Raw genomic sequence first — 17,847 nt, forward strand, 5'->3', positions numbered from 1 at the left:
TAATAAGGACAAACGATGTAAAATATCGTTTGTCCTTATTAATATGTTATCTAAAATTTATTGGAAACTGGTTAATAATACCTTGTGTCATAGTATCAGCCATTTCTAAGGCTTGTCTTTCGAGTTCGTCATATACAGAGGCTTCAGCAGAATAGTTTTTAGTAAGTAAATTAACAGCTTCTGATTTAACTAGTCCAAGGTGTGTACGATACATCCTTCTCCAAGTTTCTTCGGACCAATAAGGGTTTATGCTTCCAAGAAAAGCAGCAATCTCATCGCCATTGGCATACCACTTTTTCTCAATTTCAGCCTCAGCTTTGTTATCTCCGTCTTTAGCTGCTTTCACAAGCTGTGCGGCAATTACCAGGTGTTCTTTTATCAGATCTCTAAGCTTTGAACCAATCTTGTCGCCGTAGTATACTCTAAAGGCATTTCCAAAGTCTTCAGGGTTTTGAAGAAGTCTGTTAGTAACAAAATTTACATCCGGTAAGTCAAATACCATACTGACGATGGTAGCTCTTGTCCACACAGTATGCTGTTCCCATAGTCCACGAATTTTGTTTGATAACTCTAATGCTGAATTAATTATTCCTGACGAGATGGAATCGTTTCTTTGAAAGTTGTTCCAGTATAAGGGATAGATAAAATTAGTATTGTTGTACCAAGGTGTCTGAAAATAAGAGTAATCAGATGGATAAACATTATTGTATTGGAAGAATACTTCATATGGGTACATAAATATCACCATTTTTATTATTTTATTACTATATTATGTTTATAGTATCAGCAGTGTTACCTATGTTTATAGCCATGGGAAAATGTGTTTTATGTTGCCTTATAAATAGACAAGTGCGTATTCAATAAATCTGCTGTATAATATAGCTTGTATAAGATTTAACATATATTGATAAGTAATCTGTATTTTACTAAAAAAGTTTGTGCTAAAATACAGGATATACAGCATATGACAGGATTATGGGGGGCTCTTTTAAATGAAGTTGGAAGAATTAGTGAACAAGTACTATGATGATTTAACGCCTAATGATTTTCACATATGGAGATATATCGCAAATAACAAAAAGAAATGCAGTGATCTAAGTATTGAGGGACTAGCCAGCTTGTGCAATGTGTCCAGGACGACTATATTAAGATTTGCTCAAAAGCTTTCTTTGAAAGGCTTTAGTGAATTAAAGGTGTATTTAAAGTGGGAGACTAGTGAGCATGTAGAGATGGAAACTGAGCCTGTTAAGGTGATATGCGAAGGCTATAAGAAAGCTATAAATGATATATTGAAAAAAGATTTTAGTGCAGTATGTAAATTGATATATGAAGCAAATAGAGTATTTGTACATGGTTCAGGGGATATCCAAATGGAGGTTGCTAAAGAACTAAAAAGGATGTTTTTACATGGTGGGGATTGTATTTATGATTTTGAGGACTTAAGTATTGATCCAGCTTTCTTTAGTTTAGTAAATCCAAATGATTTGGTTATTTTAATATCTTTAAGTGGTGAATCCAGTAGGGTTGTTGAACTGGCCAAAAAGCTAAAGCTTCTCAATGTAAAAGTAGTGTCTATTACAAAATTAAAGGATAATGCTCTTGCCAGTTTAAGTGATGAGAATATATATATTACAACATCAGTAGTGAACATTAATAGTGATCATAGATCCTATGAATCAACAGTAATTTTACGTATTATTGTTGAGATGTTGTTTGTTAATTATAATATTTATAAAAAGCTAAGAGAAAATAAATAAGTGAAATAATAGAGACAGTTTCGTTCATTTAATATGAAAGGACTGTTTTTTTACTGTATAGGAACTGTCCATGAAGGTAAAGTCTTCACAAAGCATAATGAAAAGAGATTATGCTTTTCGTAGGAAAATATAAATTTTTTGGGTTTAATAAACCTAGATACTTAAATGGGTTAGGAGATTTTTATTAGATCTCAGATAGCGCTGTGAAAAATCACAGATAATGTGATTAAACACAGGATTGATACATTGTACCTAAAACGATTACAAGTATTGAAAAGGAAATTTAATCTAGTTATTATATAGCTATCGGGCCTGAAAAAAATTTGAAGGGTGGTAATTCATAATGATGAAAAAAATTCAGCGTTTTGGTGGAGCAATGTTCACTCCTACGCTACTGTTTGCCTTTGCAGGTATTGTGGTTGGTTTTGCAATTCTATTCACTAATACAGCAGTTATGGGAAGTTTGGCTAATCCAGATGGAAACTGGGCTAAGTTTTGGAATATCATAGCTCAAGGTGGATGGACAGTATTCATGCAACTTCCACTACTTTTTGTAATCGGTTTACCAATAGGACTCGCAAAAAAACAAAATGCGAGAGCATGTTTAGAAGCAATTGTTATTTATCTTACATTTAACTACTTCCTATCACAAATTTTAACTTACTGGGGTTCAAGCTTTGGAGTTGATATGAAGGCTGCAACAGGAAGTTCAAGTGGACTAACAATGATTGCAGGCATTAAGACCCTAGATACTGGTATGATCGGAGCTTTAATTATTTCAGGAATCGTAATTTATATTCATGATAAATATTTCGATATAGAATTACCAGAAGCTTTAGGGATATTTAAAGGCTCAACCTTTATATACATGTTAGGATTTTTCGTGATGATTCCTCTTGCCTTTGCTTTCGCAATTTTATGGCCACAAGTGCAAATAGGAATGCGCTCTATGCAAGGATTCTTCATTTCCTCAGGAGCTGTGGGAGTTTGGGTATATTCCTTCTTAGAAAGAATACTAATACCAACAGGATTACATCACTTTATTTATTCACCATTTGTATACGATAACGCAATTGTACCTGGAGGTACAGCTGCTTACTGGGTAAAACATTTAGGGGATTTTGCTACATCCTCAAAATCTTTAAAAGAAATGTATCCAGTTGGATTCTCACTATCAGGTATGTCGAAAGTATTTGGTTCTATCGGTATAACTTTTGCATTCTTAAAAACTGCTAAACCAGAAAAGAGAAAAGCTGTTTTAGGATTAATGATTCCAGTTGCAACAACAGCAATATTAACTGGTGTAACAGAACCAATAGAGTTTACTTTCTTATTTATAGCTCCAGTATTATTCTTAGTTCACTCTTTATTAGCAGCAACAGTTTCTACAATAGCCTTTCAATTTGGAGTTGTTGGTGACTTTGGAGGAGGTATCATTAACTGGTTTGCAGTAAACTGGATACCACTAGGAAAATTCCACTTTAACACATATTTAACTCAAGTTATTATCGGAGTAATATTCTCATTTATCTGGTACTTTGTATTTAGATTCTTAATTGAAAAATTAAACTTAAAAACACCAGGTAGAGAGACTGATGAAGAAGAAACAAAGTTATATTCTAAAAAGGAATATAATGCTATGAAAGAAGAAGGAAAAGGTAAGAAATTAAATCAAAATGCTATAAAAGCCGCAAGTTTCCTAGAATTATTAGGAGGAAAAGAAAACATAGTGGATGTTACTAACTGTGCAACAAGATTAAGACTTACAGTAAAGGACCCAGCTAAAATTGCTCCAGCTACAGAATTTAAAAAAGCAGGTGCACATGGCTTGGTTAATAACGGAGATGCAATTCAAGTTATAGTTGGATTATCTGTTCCTTCTGTAAGAGAAGAGTTTGAAAATTTATTGACTGTATATAAATAAACTACCTTATTGAAGATATAAATTTAAGTAAGAAGTGATTGATCTATATAATAATACTATTAATGGAAGAAGGTTGAAAATATGAAGAAGAATTCAGTACTTATTGCAGGTGGAGGAAGTACCTATACACCTGGCATCGTAGCAACTTTGTTAGCAAATATGGAGCAATTTCCAGTTAGACAAATCAAATTATATGATAACGATGAAGAGAGACAAAAAGTTCTAGCTGAAGCCTGTAAAGTGATCGTTGCAGAAAGAGCTCCAGAGGTTAACTTTTCTTACACAACAGATCCTGAAGAAGCTTTTACAGATGTAGATTTTGTTATGGCTCAACTTAGAGTTGGAAAATACGCAATGCGTGAAATGGATGAAAAGATTCCATTAAAATATGATGTAGTTGGACAAGAAACCTGCGGACCAGGTGGAATAGCTTATGGTATGAGATCAATTGGTCCTATAATTGAATTAATTGATTATATGGAAAAATACTCACCAAATGCATGGATGTTAAACTATTCAAATCCAGCAGCTATTGTAGCAGAAGCAACTAGAAGATTAAGACCAAACTCAAGAATCATAAATATTTGTGATATGCCAGTTTGTCTTGAAGAAATAATGGCAAGAGTGTTGAAGCTAAAATCAAGAAAAGACATGGAAGTAAGATACTATGGTCTAAATCATTTTGGTTGGTGGACAAGTATTGTAGATAAAGACGGAAATGATTTAATGGAAAAAATCAAAGAACATGTAAGTAAGCGTGGTTATGAGGAAGATTATCCAGCTGGTCAACACAAGGAAGAAAGCTGGCTTGAAGCAATGAGAGCAGCAAAAGAGCTTTTAGAAATTGAGCCAACAACCTTACCTAACACTTACTTGAAATATTACTTATTGGCAGATGAGACTGTAGAACATGCTAACAAAGAGTATACAAGAGCAAATGAAGTTATGGATAGAAGAGAAGTAGAAGTATTTACAACTTGTAGAAAGATTGCTGAAGAAGGAACTTCAAAGGGTTACTTCGAAGTGGCAACAGAACACTCTTCTTATATTATTGATCTAGCGAGAGCTCTTGCATATAACACAAAGGAAAGAATGCTTCTAATAGTTGAAAATAAGGGTTCAATCGAGAACTTTGATAGTACTGCTATGGTTGAAATACCTTGTATTGTAGGAAAAGATGGATATGAACCTTTAGTAATGGGATCTATACCAACCTTCCAAAAGGGGTTAATGGAGCAGCAAGTTGCAGCTGAAAAATTAACAGTCGAAGCTTGGATTGAAGGTTCTTATCAAAAATTATGGCAAGCTATCACCATGTCAAAGACTGTTCCAAGTTCAAAGGTTGCAAAGCTGATATTAGATGATTTAATTGAAGCTAATAAAGGCTACTGGCCAGAGTTAAAATAAGCACGGTTTAAAATATAGGAATAAATTAAGGAGTATGTGGTATGCTTGATTTTTTTAAGAAGACAAGTTCAAATTGTGTAATTAAGGCGCCGGTTAGTGGCAAGTGTGTAGCACTAGAAGATTTGAAGGATGGCGTGTTTTCTGAGAAGATGCTTGGTGATGGTGTTGCTATCGATACAACAGGAGATGTGGTGTGTGCACCTTGCGATGGTGTGATTACTACAGTTGTACCTTCTAAACATGCCTTTGCTATGAAACTTAAGAATGGGTTGGAGATTCTTGTTCATATTGGTCTTGAAACTGTTTCTTTAAACGGTGAAGGTTTTACTATACTTGCTGAAGTTGATAAGAAAGTGAAAGTAGGAACTCCAATCATTAAAATAGACCGTGCCTTTATTGAATCAAAAGGAATATCACTTATTACACCGGTAATCATAGTAGGAGAGCAGCAGTGTGACCTTAATAAATGCGCTATTGGTGAGCAGGTAACTACAGCTGAAAGCAGCATTATAGAATGTAAGATTATATAATTATAAATAGAGACAGCAGGTAACGAAGTGGAAAAAAGTAAACAAAAATATTTATATGCATTTTCATATATACTTCTATATATGGCATTCTCATTTGCTATGACACAATTTACGCCGTTTTTATCTAAGCTTGGCTATGACTCTATGCAAAGGGGGATACTTTTATCCTCCTATGCATTTACCACCATTGTATTTCAGATGCTGTTTGGATTTCTTTGTGACAAGTATAGTTCAATAAAGAAGTTTGTAGTAGCGGCTTTGATGATTTATGCGGTTTCAACCTATTTGTTTTACAGAATGGAAACACAATTTTTCATATATCATGTGATTGTAATTGCATTTAGTGGTGGACTAGTAAATACAACCTGTGGCTTGTGCGATGCATGGGTACTTGGAGCTGATAAATATTTAAGAAAGAATCTTTCATTTATAAAGACTTTTGGATCAATAGGCTGGGCAACTGGTAGTATTATTTTATCCTCCATTATTTCAAGATTTGGTTATAATGGTGTAGGTAATGGAATCCTAATTTTATGTATAATCTCACTAGGAGTTTTGCATTTTATAAAGGATGTAGATAGACATACGGATAAAAGTACTGGAAAGCTAGGACTAGCTGATATAAAAGAACTTATTTTAAATAAAAGGTATAGCTTATTAGTTTTTATCCTTTTCTTAATGTACTGTGTCATTATAACCAATAATACAGCAGTTGTAGATAAAATGCTGTCAATTGGAGCTACAGATTTACAAATCGGCTATAAGTGGTCAATTCAATCTATGATAGAAATTCCAACATATTTATTTGGCAGTTACTTTTTAAGAAAGTTTAACCATTATTCTTTGTTAAAGGTTTCGGCTTTGGCTCTAACTATACAATTTGTTTTATTGGGAATGAGTAGCAGCATAACGCAGATTATTGCATTAAGTGCGTTTCAAATGTTAACAACCCCATTAGTGATGATTACCTCACAAACCTTAATATATGGATTAACCAGTGAAAAGATGAAAGCAACAGGTCAGCTTTTTGCGCTAAGTATTTTTACTGGGGTGTCATCACTGCTGGTTCCAGCAGGTGCAGGGGTTATGACAAGATATTTTAGCCCTAGCACCACGCTGTTTACTGCAGCTAGCTTGGGAGCTTTAGCGTTTGTTTTAATTAATGCTTTGAAAAAATGTGATATTGTTTATAAAGGGACTGTTGTAGAATGAGTTAGAAATTCGTTCTACGGCAGTTTTTTGCTGTATAGGAAACCTAAATGAATGATAAAGCTTCATAAAGTATAATGAAAAAGAGCTTGAGTTTTTATATGCATTCGAAAAGTCAGATGGGTTAAAAAAGCTTAGTTTTAAAATCCACTGTTAAAAATAAACTTAAACAATGAACGCACTATATTGACACTGGTACTACTACGTGATACTATATAGCTGTAGTAAGTAATACTGAATACCAGTAATACTAGATAGTGAAGAGGTGATGCATTTGGAAAATATTACAGAAATGCTGAAAGGTGTACTAGAAGGCTGTGTTCTTGAAATAATCAGCCATGAGGAGATATATGGTTACGAGATTACTAAGAGATTGAATGCACTTGGATTTTCAGATGTTGTAGATGGCACAGTCTATACAATATTGGTGAGGCTAGAGAAAAACAAGCTGGTGGAAACTACGAAGAAGCCATCCGATATGGGACCTCCGCGAAAGTTTTTCACTCTTAATGATGCAGGACGTGAGGAATTGAAGAAGTTTTGGGCAAAATGGGAATTTGTATCATCAAAAATCAATGAGTTAAAGGAGAGGAAATAATGAATTTTTGGGAAAAGATTACGGGAAGTGATATTACTAAAGAATTCAAAAGTTTTGAATCAAGAGCTAAGAAGCTACCAGATGATTATCAAGCTGCATGGGAAAAAATTAAAACTAATCTTTGGCAGCACTCAGATTTTACCGGCCGCAATTTAATGCCAATTCTTGATGGTGTGCTTGGTTTGCTGGAAGAAACTGCTGCGGACGGTCAGAGTGTACAAGAGGCTTTGGGTGATGATATCAAAGGCTTCTGTTCAGCGCTAGTAGGCGAAGAAGAGGCGAATTCATATCGTGATAAATGGCGCAAACAACTGAACAATAATATTGCTAAAAAATTAGGTAAATAGGAGGATAAAATGGGTATACAAGATATCATAGAAGGCAAAAAAGAGTGGAGAGCTCACGTGGCACGTGTCAAAGCGCTTCCAAAAGATTATCAGATTGTTTATAAAGAAATTCAAAAATATCTTTTTAAGGTGGGGCCTGTTGAACTAACCGACGGCATAGGGTTACTCTCTGGAATCATCGATCTTTTTGAAGAGGGTGCATCTTTTGGAAAAGACGTTCTCGAAGTAACAGGAAGTGATGTAGCAGCTTTCTGCGACGAACTAATTAAAGATTCAAAAACTTACGCTGACATCTACCAAGAATCTGTTGACCAAAAAGTTAGCAAGGCCATGAAAAAGGCTACGGATAAAACAAAGTAAATTAGAAGCAAAATACTGTTTGTAGCATTTAAATTAGGTGGTGTTAAAGCACTGTGTTAAAATTAATTGGTTAATCATCCGACGCTTTAATGAGCTTACGCAAAGAATTAACTTAAACAATATTCTTAAACATATATCAAGTAAGGGGATGTTAGAATGTGTGAATACCAGTGGATATTATGTCCGGTATGTGGCAACAAAACAAGGGTCAAGATAGGTGCTGATACAGTGCTTGAAAAATTTCCGCTATTTTGCCCTAAGTGTAAACAGGAAACAATAATCAATGTAAAGCAACTAAAGGTATCAGTTATTAAAGAGCCAGACGCTAAGACGCAGAGCCGATAACATGTGAGTGAAATCACAGTTATCGGCTCTTTTTTATATGGAAAACTATAAGATTTTTGAGTTAGCTAAACATAGATATTTCAACAGGTTAGAAGTATTTTATGATAACTACTCAAACTGCATTGAAAGGACTAGATGCAGACTTTAGTAAGGTTAATATATTATAGAGGGAGAAAAGGAAATGAAGAAAAACATAATAGAAATTAAAGGTATGAAAAAATCTTATAAAGATATACAAGTACTCAAGGGAGTAGATTTAGAAATAGAGCAAGGAGGGATCTTTGCACTACTAGGATCCAATGGAGCAGGAAAAACAACAATGATTAGAATCATGGCTACTTTACTTAAAGCAGATGCTGGAAGTGTTGTGATAGATGGTTTTGATATTGAAAAAAATCCAGCAAACATTAGAAATTCTATCAGTCTTACTGGCCAGTTTGCTGCTATTGATGAAGTTTTGACAGGACGTGAAAATCTTGAAATGATAGCAAAGCTTAGACACCTTAAAAACCCAAAACAAGTAGCAGAAGAGTTAATTAATCGTTTTGGAATGTTAGAGGCAGCAGACCGCAGAGTGGGTACTTACTCTGGAGGCATGAAAAGAAGAATTGATATAGCTATGAGTCTTGTGGGAAATCCAAAGATTATTTTCTTAGACGAGCCAACAACAGGTCTTGATCCAGAAGCCCGTTTAGAAGTTTGGAAGATTGTAAAAGAGTTATCGGATAGAGGAACTACAGTATTCTTAACAACTCAATACTTAGAGGAAGCAGAACAACTTGCAGATAAAATCGCTATTCTTCATGGGGGGAAAATAATTGCCCTAGATACACTAGAAGGATTGAAAAAATTATTCCCACCTGCAAAAGTTGAATATGTTGAAAAACAGCCTACATTAGAAGAAATATTCCTAACAATCATTGGTAAAGGGGAGGAGAAATAAGTGGAATCTACAAATAGATATTTTTTAAAAGATATAAGTGTTATGTTTGGACGTTCTATGCGTCATATTTTTAGAAGTATGGATACAATTATTACAGTATGTATTACTCCAATTGCCATGATGTTATTATTCGTCTATGTATTTGGAGGTGCAATTAAAACTGGTACAGAAAATTATGTTGATTATCTATTACCAGGAATAATGTTAATGACTATTGGTAGTGGTATTGCATATGTAGCTTACCGCTTGTTTATAGATAAACAACATGGTATCTTTGAACGTTTCCACTCTATGCCTATAGCTCGTTCTACAGTATTATGGGGGCATGTATTAACTTCATTAATTTCTAATGGAATTTCTGTAGTAGTGATTATACTTGTTGCGTTATTAATAGGTTTCCGTTCTTCGGCAGGAATGTTAGGGTGGCTCGCGGTTTTTGGGATTCTTGGGATATTTACACTTGCTTTGACCTGGATTGCTGTAATTGCAGGACTTGCTGCAAAAACACCAGATGGTGCAGGTGCATTCGCTTACCCAATTATCTTCTTGCCATTTATCAGTTCAGCCTTTGTACCAACAGATACTATGCCGTTAGCAGTACGTGTCTTTGCAGAAAATCAACCTGTAACTCCTATCGTAGAAGCTATTCGTAATTTATTAGCAAATAAGCCGGTAGGAAATAATATATGGGTTGCCTTAGCTTGGTGTATAGCGATAATAGTTGTTGCTTATATATTTGCAATGAGGAGTTATAAGAAATTATAAGTTATGTTTATACTGAGCATAAATTAAAATTCTTTAGGCTCCTTAGGGCTTATAAATTACCATGTTACTTATATTGTTCTTAATTGCCATACTCATGAAAGGTTTGGTATTTAAAAGTTGATAATGGATTATACTGACTAAGTAAGAATAAGATAGTTATATTGACATATTTATTTTACTATGATAAAGTTAGGCTGTAAAAATTAAATATATCTTCAGGGCAGGGTGTGATTCCCTACCGGCGGTATAGCCCGCGAACCGTAAGGTTGATTCGGTGAAACTCCGAGGCCGACAGTAAAGTCTGGATGGAAGAAGATGAGTAGTATATTCTTGATGCATAGATCTATGCTTTTTACTGTAAATGAAAGTATAAAATTTTCAAGGTAGTTAAACTTAAGAATTTCAATTAGTTTAGAATTATTTTATGTCTATACAGTAAAAAATAAAACTTATTCGCCTGCCAAATTTTCCTCATGTTCATTCGGAAAGGCAGATGCGCAAAAAAGTTCACTGAAGAAGGTCACTTCAGCGACTTTTTTAACATAGTATTTATAATCAAGATATTTTGTGGATTGTTAGCGCCCTGAGAATTATTTCTCAGGGCTTTTTTAATGTATAGTGACACAATTTCTATGGTAATCAACCCTAGTATAAAGTTTTTAATTTAGATAAGGCTATATATTTCAATGGGGTTAGAAGTGTTTTTATGCCTATACATTAAAAAATAAAGTTTATTCACCTGTAGGTTCTTCCATATATAAATTTATAAATGCAGATGCATTAAAGGGTCGCTGAAGAAAATTACTTCAGCGACCTTTGTCATTTTTTATAACTGATTGGAGTGATGATATGGATATTAAGTACATGAAAAGAGCGATTGAACTAGCTAAAAAAGGGGCTGGATACACAAATCCTAATCCGATGGTAGGTGCGGTCATAGTAAAAGATGGCAGAGTAATCGGTGAGGGATATCATGAGGTTTATGGAAGTCATCATGCGGAGATTAATGCCTTTTTAAATGCTACAGAGGATGTTAAAGGTGCAACTATGTACGTTAATCTTGAACCTTGCTCTCACTATGGTAAGACCCCACCTTGTGCCAGGGCAATAGTGGAAAAGGGGATAAAGAAAGTAATTATAGGGATGGAGGATCCTAATCCGTTAGTAGCTGGGAGAGGAATAAAGATTCTTAAAGAGGCTGGTATAGAGGTAGTCACTGGAATTCTTGAAGAGGAAGGAAGAAAGCTTAATGAAGTATTTATTAAATATATAACAACAAAGATTCCCTTCTGATTGAAGGATATATTGAAGAGGAGGCTTAGTTTTTGATGTTTACTGGATTGGTAGAAGAAATAGGTAGAGTTGAGTCAGTTGTTAAATCTGCAAAATCAGCAAGGATAGTTATTAAAGCTAAAACTGTTCTAGAAGGCGTAAAGTTAGGAGATAGTATCTGCACCAATGGTGTATGTCTTACTGTAACCTCCTTTGACAGTTCTAGCTTCACCATAGATGCAATGGCAGAAACCATGAGACGAAGCAATTTGAAAAATCTTTCACCAGGTGATGAAGTCAATCTTGAAAGGGCTTTAAGGGTAGGAGACAGACTGGGAGGTCATATTGTAAGTGGTCATATTGACGGAATTGGAACTATAGAAGATTACCAGCGGGAAGACAATGCAGTATGGATTACAGTTAGTGCTTCATCAGAACTTGTAAGATATATTGTCCAAAAAGGTTCTATTGCAATGGATGGAGTAAGTCTTACAGTGGCATATGTAGATTATTCAGTATTTAAGGTTTCTATTATTCCCCACACTAAGGACATGACTACATTGCTTCGTAAGAAAATTGGAGACGAGGTAAATCTTGAGTGCGATATGATAGGGAAATATATTGAGAAGTTTATTGGTGCTAAAGAGCAGTCAGCAGTTAAAAAAGATATAGATTTTAATTTTTTAAGTGAAAATGGATTTGCATAAATATTAAAGGAGGATTGAAAATAATGAAATTTAATTCTATTGAGGAAGCAATTGAAGATATCAAGGCAGGAAAAATGATTGTTGTAGTTGATGATGAAGATAGAGAAAATGAAGGAGACCTTATTATAGCGGCAGAAAAGGTAACACCAGAGGCTATAAACTTTATGGCGAGGTTTGGTAGAGGGCTTATCTGTATGCCAGTTACTGGAGAGAGATTAAGGGAACTGAACATTCTTCCTATGGTGGAGAAAAATACAGATTCCCATGAAACAGCCTTTACTGTATCAATAGATGCTGCGGAAACATCTACTGGAATATCAGCTTATGAGAGAGCTGCAACAGTACTCAAGGTTATTGACCAAAATTCGTCAGAGATGGATTTTAAGAGACCAGGGCATATGTTTCCCTTAGAAGCTAAAGAGGGTGGGGTATTAAAAAGAGCTGGACATACAGAGGCAGCAGTAGATTTAGCAAGAATGGCAGGCTTTAGTCCAGCAGGAGTTATATGTGAAATAATGAATGAAGATGGAACTATGTCTAGACTTCCACAACTTATGGAGTATGTAAAAGAGCATGATCTTAAAATAATAACAATTGCTGATCTCATCGCTTATAGAAGAAAAAATGATTCATATGTAAATAGAGTGACAGAGGCAAAGCTTCCTACAAAGTATGGTGAATTTAAAATGATAGGCTATGAAAACACTCTAAATAGTGAGCATCATGTTGCTTTAGTAAAAGGTGATATTTCAGATGAGGAGCCAGTTCTTATAAGAGTTCACTCTGAATGTCTCACTGGTGATGCCTTTGGATCCTTAAGATGTGATTGTGGAGAGCAGTTTGCAGCAGCTATGAAAGAGATAGAAAAGGAAGGCAGAGGAATACTCCTTTATATGAGACAGGAAGGAAGAGGTATAGGGCTTATAAATAAGATTAAGGCCTATGCATTACAAGATTTAGGGATGGATACTGTAGAAGCAAATCTTGCCTTGGGATTTCCGGCAGATTTGAGAGACTACGGTATTGGAGCTCAGATTCTTTCAGACCTTGGAGTAAAAAAAGTAAAACTTATGACCAATAACCCAAAGAAGGTTTCAGGACTTATAGGGTATGGGATAGAAATTGTAAGCAGAGTACCAATACAAATGAATCATAACGAAAAAAATGAGTATTATTTAAAAACTAAAGAGAAAAAACTTGGACATATATTGGATTTCAGTGAAAACAATTAAGTTAAATATAGATAAATCAGTTCCAAGTAAAGATTTCGATGGTTCTACGAATCTTTATTTGGATAAATCCTAATATGGAGTAGTTTATCTACAGTCAATTTATATAAAAATTAATAGTTTATAAATTTAATAAAAAGATTAAAAAATGGAGGAATTTAAAATGAAAATGTATGAAGGAAAATTAGTAGCAGAAGGATTAAAGTTTGGTATTATTGTAGGCAGATTTAATGAATTCATCGGAGGGAAACTATTAGGAGGTGCTTTTGACGCTTTAAAGCGCCATGGTGTAGAAGAAAATGAAATTGAAGTAGCATGGGTTCCAGGAGCATTTGAGATTCCGCTCGCAGCAAAGAAAATGGCTAAATCAAATAAGTATGATGCAGTTATCTGTCTTGGAGCCGTAATAAGAGGGGCAACACCTCACTTTGATTATGTAGCAGGTGAAGTATCAAAGGGGATTGCAAGTGTATCCTTGGAAACAGAGGTGCCAGTAATATTCGGTGTAGTAACCACTGATACAATTGAGCAGGCAATCGAGAGAGCAGGAACAAAGGCAGGAAATAAGGGATACGATGCAGCAGTTACAGCAATTGAAATGGCAAACCTGTTTAAACAGTTTTAATATCAGGGAGTGTTAAGCCTGATTGCTGATTATTTGAGGGAATTTTTTTAAAAATAAATCAATGTAGTTAGATAGTACTCTAAGTGATTGCATTACTATTTCTATCTTTTATAACAAAATAATTATTTTCCAACAGGTGTTTTATTTGAAGTTGATCTTTATGAGGAGCATCGATATAAGAATCATAAAAAGCAATTTTTAACTAAATAATATTATAAATGTTTTTAATCCATCTGCTTCAGAATAAGTAAGATGCAGCTTTATAATGTTGTTTTGGATGACAAAGGAAATAATAAATTCGTTATCGTAAAAGCAAAGTGTATAAACTGAAGAATCATGAATTTTCGCTATTGGATTGGTGGTATATACAGATGGAATATCCTTAAAATGTAACTTGAAAATATAGTTGACATTGATATAACTCTAAGTGCTAACATTTATATAAAGTACAATCAAAGAACTTTTAAAGCGCTTTATAAAGTTAGAAAGAGTACGAGATGTATATAAAATACATGATGCAGATAATTTGAATAGTTATAAGATGATAGGAGTTGTTATTATGGCAGAAGGAATAAAACGAAATTGGACTGCAGCTGATATCCCATCACAAAAAGGTCGTAGGGTAGTTGTTACAGGAACTGGTGGAATTGGATATGAAACTGCATTGGAGATGACTCGAGCAGGAGCAGAAGTTATAATGGCTGGTCGAAATAAGGACAAGGGAGCAGAAGCAATCAGAAAGATTAAAGCATTAAATCCAAAAGGGAATATACGCTTTGAAAAACTTGATCTTGCAGATCTTTCTTCGATTGAATCGTTTGGGAAAAAGATGAGAGCAGAACTTAAAAGCTTGGATATTCTTATAAATAATGCTGCGGTAATGAATCCACCTAAGCGTTTGGTTACTAAGGATGGATTTGAACTGCAAATAGGTACAAATTACCTTGGACATTTTGCATTGACAGCTCAGTTACTCCCTCTTTTAAAGCATGGTAATAAACCGAGGGTAATTAGTTTGGGCAGTATTGCTAATCGTTCAGGTGTTATAGATTTCAATAATTTTCAATCAGAACAAGATTACAAACCAATGGTAGCCTACTCTCAAACAAAGCTTGCATGTCTAATGTTTGCATTTGAATTACAGCGTAGAAGTGATGTAGCTGGATGGGGAATTACCAGTATTGCAGTACATCCGGGTATATCAAGGACTGAATTGATTCCAAATGGATCAGGAAAGAATAGTGCTGCAGGAATTGCCCGTCGCTTATTTGGACCAATATTGTTTCAACCAGCAGCTCATGGGGCTTGGCCGTCACTTTATGCGGCAACAGCTCTTGAGGCAAAAGGCGGAAGCTATTATGGACCATCTCGAATGAATGAAATGAGAGGATATCCTACCTTTGCGAAAGTTCCTCCACAGGCAGAAGATACTCAGGTTGCGAAAAAACTTTGGGAAGTATCTGAGAAGCTTACAAATGTAAAGTTTGTTTAAGGTAAAACATAAATTTTTAAATACATCAACATTAAATATATATTAGTACTCATAATTAAATTACTAAAGCAAGGTATACTACATTGAAATTTCGTAGAATGCCTTGCTTTTTTGCGTTATTATTTTTCATCTTGTTTTGAAAATATATCAGAAAAAGATGAACCATCATCTGAATCATAAAGAGCAATTTTTAAATCTATAATATTTAAATTTTTCTTTAAACTATCTATTTGGTTTAAAACATCTTTTCGATGGTCAATCATAATTTGCTTTCTTTGTGAATTAGTTTTGGTTCCTTGCATAGCTAAATCAATATAATTTCTAATATCCTTAATTTGCATTCCGGTATTTTTTAAACAGCAAATAAGTTTAACAACATTTAAATCTGAATCACTAAACTGTCTACTTCCAGAACTACTTCTTGAAACAAAAGGTAATAGACCTTCCTTATCATAAAATCTAAGGGTATGAGGTGAAACATTACAAATATCAGCAACTTCATTTATTGAATACATTGATTTATTCTCCTTACAATGATTATATATAGATTTTCGAAAAGTACTTTGAGTTAGATTGAACTCTAAGTGTTAATGTTAGTATAAAATTAATACTTAAAATTTACAAGTAGTTAGTATGAAGAAAAGAAGACATGGTGATTTTAGATAGTCTTAAGATAATTGTGAATTGAAAAATTAGAAATAAAGGGTATCTTGATGTTCTTATTATAGGAATATTACTTAAATCTGTAAATTATAAACGAAGTGATATATTTATAATTTATTTTATTAAGTTAACAAAAAACTCATAAATAATTCTGTAATCCCGCCTCCTAAAGCATATATACCTTTTAGAACAAATAATAAAATATCAGGGAGCATGAGATTTATGAGAGAAAGAAAATATGTAAAGTTCAGAGTTGATATGTATGAGGATACTAAATTTAAAATAATAGACATGAAGCCAGAAAGAGATGTTATTCATTATATATGGAACAGACTGGTTTTGCTTGCAGGAAAGGTTAATTTAGAAGGTGACTTGTTCTTTTCAAAAAATATTGAATATACAATAGAGACTTTAGCGATAGAATTTAATAGAGATGCTTCTCAAATTAAGCTCGCACTAGAAGTTTTTATTGAATTAGAGATGATTGAATTAACTGATGATAAGGTATATAAAGTGAAAAATTTTGTTAAGCATCAAAATATTAAGGTGAAGAAAAAAGGGATATACAAGAATGAAGGTATTGAAATAAAAAATGTTGCAATTGAGTTAAATGAAGATTGTAGTGATCAAGTAAAAGATTCTAAATATGAAAGTTTCAGACAACAGGTAGGAAAGGCTAAAGATAAGAATAACAACGAAGACAATGGTAAAGATAATGACAATATAAGTATTAATAGCAGTGCAGAGGCTGAGGAAGAGTCTAACGGAGAAACCTTAGAATGTAAAAATAAAGAGGTTATTTTGATTGACGAGGGTAAAGAGCATACGGATGAGAGCAGCAATTTACTGGAATCTAGCTCTAAACAATTAGAAACCAAAAAGAGTGTACGGATAAATAAAAAGAAGAAAAAAAGTAAATCGAGAGCTAATCATATTGATGAAATAGTTAGCTATGATGAAATTGCTGTTGACGTAGAAGATGGTTTTGCTGATAGAACAAAATCTTTAGGAAAATATGAAACAAGTATTGCGGAATGGTCCTTTGGATGATAAAGATGTACCAGTTTGAATTGAAAAGATATTTACACAAATTTCAAAATATGATATTATAAAGAAAAAGTTATTGAAAGGGGAAAGTAAGTTATGACACCAGCTAATTGCTAATATTAATTTGATTAAAAATTAATAGTTATTTTGTAATGAGTTTTAATTTGCCTAATTATAGTTAGGTCTTGTTGTTGTACTCTTTATGGAATAAGGCATTTGGAAGGTAGCTTACTTTACTGAAATAGATATTTTAATTTATTTGTTTAATATTTCAATAATGTTTTGGGATATTTATAAACTTCTTTAGGAAGTTGATGATTAGAAATTTAAGCTTAATAAGATAATGATTGTTAGAATATGGATCTAGTATGAATATTATTTTGCTTATTATATGTATTGATTTATGGTTATAGCTGTTTTTATGGTGTAAGGTTTGGTCTTATATCTTGAAAAACTAGCATAACTGTGAACTGTGTATGAATCTAATCTGGATAAATTATAATAAAAGCAAATTTTGGACTGTAGGAGGAATTATCTTCTTACAGTCCTTTTTAGCGTTTAGTAAAAAGTAGTTTTTCTAATTATAACTCTTTGCCTAAGCATCATTAAAGCATCGGATGAATAACC

18 protein-coding genes, 1 pseudogene and 1 riboswitch are annotated in these 17,847 nt (G+C 33.7%); of the genes and pseudogenes, 17 read left to right on the top strand and 2 right to left on the bottom strand.

Going from position 1 to position 17,847, the window contains the following annotated elements; all coding sequences use genetic code 11:
* Positions 1 to 46 precede the first annotated feature (46 nt).
* Entirely contained in the window at positions 47 to 736 is a 690-nt protein-coding gene (locus bsdtw1_RS00490) for an acetylglutamate kinase (protein WP_244638082.1), read from the bottom strand.
* A 256-nt stretch (positions 737 to 992) separates the two neighbouring features.
* Between bsdtw1_RS00490 and bsdtw1_RS00495 the strand changes: the two genes are divergently transcribed.
* From bsdtw1_RS00495 to bsdtw1_RS00570, 16 genes and pseudogenes are all read left to right on the top strand, one after another.
* Positions 993 to 1,757 (top strand): MurR/RpiR family transcriptional regulator, encoded by a 765-nt coding sequence (locus bsdtw1_RS00495; protein ID WP_183275649.1) that lies wholly within the window; start codon positions 993 to 995, stop codon positions 1,755 to 1,757.
* Positions 1,758 to 2,100: 343 nt separating this feature from the next.
* A complete protein-coding gene (locus bsdtw1_RS00500; RefSeq protein WP_183275650.1) occupies positions 2,101 to 3,681 on the top strand; it encodes an alpha-glucoside-specific PTS transporter subunit IIBC in 1,581 nt (526 codons plus the stop codon).
* An 81-nt stretch (positions 3,682 to 3,762) separates the two neighbouring features.
* Positions 3,763 to 5,088, top strand: a complete 1,326-nt coding sequence (locus tag bsdtw1_RS00505; RefSeq protein WP_183275651.1) for a 6-phospho-alpha-glucosidase — start codon at positions 3,763 to 3,765, stop codon at positions 5,086 to 5,088.
* Between the two features lie 41 nt (positions 5,089 to 5,129).
* On the top strand, positions 5,130 to 5,618 hold the full coding sequence (locus bsdtw1_RS00510) for a PTS sugar transporter subunit IIA (protein WP_183275652.1): 489 nt from the start codon (positions 5,130 to 5,132) through the stop codon (positions 5,616 to 5,618).
* A gap of 27 nt (positions 5,619 to 5,645) precedes the next feature.
* Positions 5,646 to 6,830, top strand: coding sequence for an MFS transporter (locus bsdtw1_RS00515; RefSeq protein ID WP_183275653.1), 1,185 nt, complete (start codon positions 5,646 to 5,648; stop codon positions 6,828 to 6,830).
* A 271-nt stretch (positions 6,831 to 7,101) separates the two neighbouring features.
* Positions 7,102 to 7,425, top strand: coding sequence for a PadR family transcriptional regulator (locus bsdtw1_RS00520; protein WP_183275654.1), 324 nt, complete (start codon positions 7,102 to 7,104; stop codon positions 7,423 to 7,425).
* Positions 7,425 to 7,772 (top strand): DUF1048 domain-containing protein, encoded by a 348-nt coding sequence (locus tag bsdtw1_RS00525; RefSeq protein ID WP_183275655.1) that lies wholly within the window; start codon positions 7,425 to 7,427, stop codon positions 7,770 to 7,772. Before bsdtw1_RS00520 ends, bsdtw1_RS00525 begins: the two co-directional genes overlap by 1 nt.
* Positions 7,773 to 7,781: 9 nt before the next feature.
* On the top strand, positions 7,782 to 8,132 hold the full coding sequence (locus bsdtw1_RS00530) for a DUF1048 domain-containing protein (RefSeq protein ID WP_183275656.1): 351 nt from the start codon (positions 7,782 to 7,784) through the stop codon (positions 8,130 to 8,132).
* A gap of 156 nt (positions 8,133 to 8,288) precedes the next feature.
* The gene (locus bsdtw1_RS00535; RefSeq protein ID WP_183275657.1) at positions 8,289 to 8,477 is read left to right on the top strand and encodes a cysteine-rich KTR domain-containing protein; all 189 of its coding nucleotides are present in this window, start codon (positions 8,289 to 8,291) and stop codon (positions 8,475 to 8,477) included.
* A gap of 181 nt (positions 8,478 to 8,658) precedes the next feature.
* Positions 8,659 to 9,420 carry an ABC transporter ATP-binding protein gene (locus bsdtw1_RS00540; RefSeq protein ID WP_183275658.1) on the top strand — a complete coding sequence of 254 codons (762 nt, stop codon included), beginning with the start codon at positions 8,659 to 8,661 and terminating at the stop codon, positions 9,418 to 9,420.
* A gap of 42 nt (positions 9,421 to 9,462) precedes the next feature.
* Positions 9,463 to 10,185, top strand: a complete 723-nt coding sequence (locus bsdtw1_RS00545; protein WP_205245261.1) for an ABC transporter permease — start codon at positions 9,463 to 9,465, stop codon at positions 10,183 to 10,185.
* Positions 10,186 to 10,392: 207 nt separating this feature from the next.
* Positions 10,393 to 10,506: riboswitch (FMN riboswitch) on the top strand.
* A 528-nt stretch (positions 10,507 to 11,034) separates the two neighbouring features.
* Positions 11,035 to 11,475, top strand: a pseudogene (ribD, locus tag bsdtw1_RS00550) (bifunctional diaminohydroxyphosphoribosylaminopyrimidine deaminase/5-amino-6-(5-phosphoribosylamino)uracil reductase RibD); the annotation flags it as partial.
* Between the two features lie 38 nt (positions 11,476 to 11,513).
* On the top strand, positions 11,514 to 12,164 hold the full coding sequence (locus tag bsdtw1_RS00555; RefSeq protein ID WP_183279689.1) for a riboflavin synthase: 651 nt from the start codon (positions 11,514 to 11,516) through the stop codon (positions 12,162 to 12,164).
* 23 nt (positions 12,165 to 12,187) lie between these two features.
* The gene (locus tag bsdtw1_RS00560) at positions 12,188 to 13,396 is read left to right on the top strand and encodes a bifunctional 3,4-dihydroxy-2-butanone-4-phosphate synthase/GTP cyclohydrolase II (protein ID WP_183275660.1); all 1,209 of its coding nucleotides are present in this window, start codon (positions 12,188 to 12,190) and stop codon (positions 13,394 to 13,396) included.
* 160 nt (positions 13,397 to 13,556) lie between these two features.
* Positions 13,557 to 14,018, top strand: a complete 462-nt coding sequence (gene ribH, locus bsdtw1_RS00565) for a 6,7-dimethyl-8-ribityllumazine synthase (protein WP_183275661.1) — start codon at positions 13,557 to 13,559, stop codon at positions 14,016 to 14,018.
* 559 nt (positions 14,019 to 14,577) lie between these two features.
* Entirely contained in the window at positions 14,578 to 15,510 is a 933-nt protein-coding gene (locus bsdtw1_RS00570) for an oxidoreductase (RefSeq protein ID WP_183275662.1), read from the top strand.
* Positions 15,511 to 15,629: 119 nt separating this feature from the next.
* On the opposite strand, the gene bsdtw1_RS00575 is transcribed toward bsdtw1_RS00570, so the two are convergent.
* Positions 15,630 to 16,025 carry a MerR family transcriptional regulator gene (locus tag bsdtw1_RS00575; RefSeq protein WP_183275663.1) on the bottom strand — a complete coding sequence of 132 codons (396 nt, stop codon included), beginning with the start codon at positions 16,023 to 16,025 and terminating at the stop codon, positions 15,630 to 15,632.
* 370 nt (positions 16,026 to 16,395) lie between these two features.
* Between bsdtw1_RS00575 and bsdtw1_RS00580 the strand changes: the two genes are divergently transcribed.
* Positions 16,396 to 17,223 carry a phage replisome organizer N-terminal domain-containing protein gene (locus bsdtw1_RS00580; protein WP_183275664.1) on the top strand — a complete coding sequence of 276 codons (828 nt, stop codon included), beginning with the start codon at positions 16,396 to 16,398 and terminating at the stop codon, positions 17,221 to 17,223.
* The last annotated feature ends 624 nt before the right edge of the window (positions 17,224 to 17,847 follow it).

The organism is Clostridium fungisolvens, assembly GCF_014193895.1.
Lineage (GTDB): Bacteria > Bacillota > Clostridia > Clostridiales > Clostridiaceae > Clostridium_AR > Clostridium_AR fungisolvens.